1 pseudogene is annotated in these 245 nt (G+C 65.3%); it reads right to left on the bottom strand.

Annotated elements, in window-relative coordinates:
- Positions 1 to 245: pseudogene (locus SB679_RS25810) on the bottom strand (hypothetical protein); the annotation flags it as partial.

The raw sequence follows: 245 nt of genomic DNA, 5'->3' as shown, positions 1-245 counted from the left end.
CGGTGAGTACGCGCACGTTGATCAGGCCAGTGACCAGCAACCCTGCGACGAGGCCATAGCCCAAGCCGCTGAACCGTCTGAGGATCGCCTGCACCGGGTGCACATGCGGCTGCCTGAGGATCAGGACCAGCAGTAACAGCCCGCCGAGCCACGCCCCCACGCAGACCAAGTGCACCACTTGGTTGAGGATCAGCAATTGCCCGCTGAGCCCATCGAGCATAGCGCCATGCCCGACCGGCGCCAGC

This window comes from Chryseobacterium sp. SIMBA_029, from assembly GCF_046535275.1.
Lineage (GTDB): Bacteria > Bacteroidota > Bacteroidia > Flavobacteriales > Weeksellaceae > Chryseobacterium.
The sequence above is the reverse complement of the archived record's forward strand: the minus strand, read 5'-3'. Positions and strand labels throughout refer to the sequence as shown.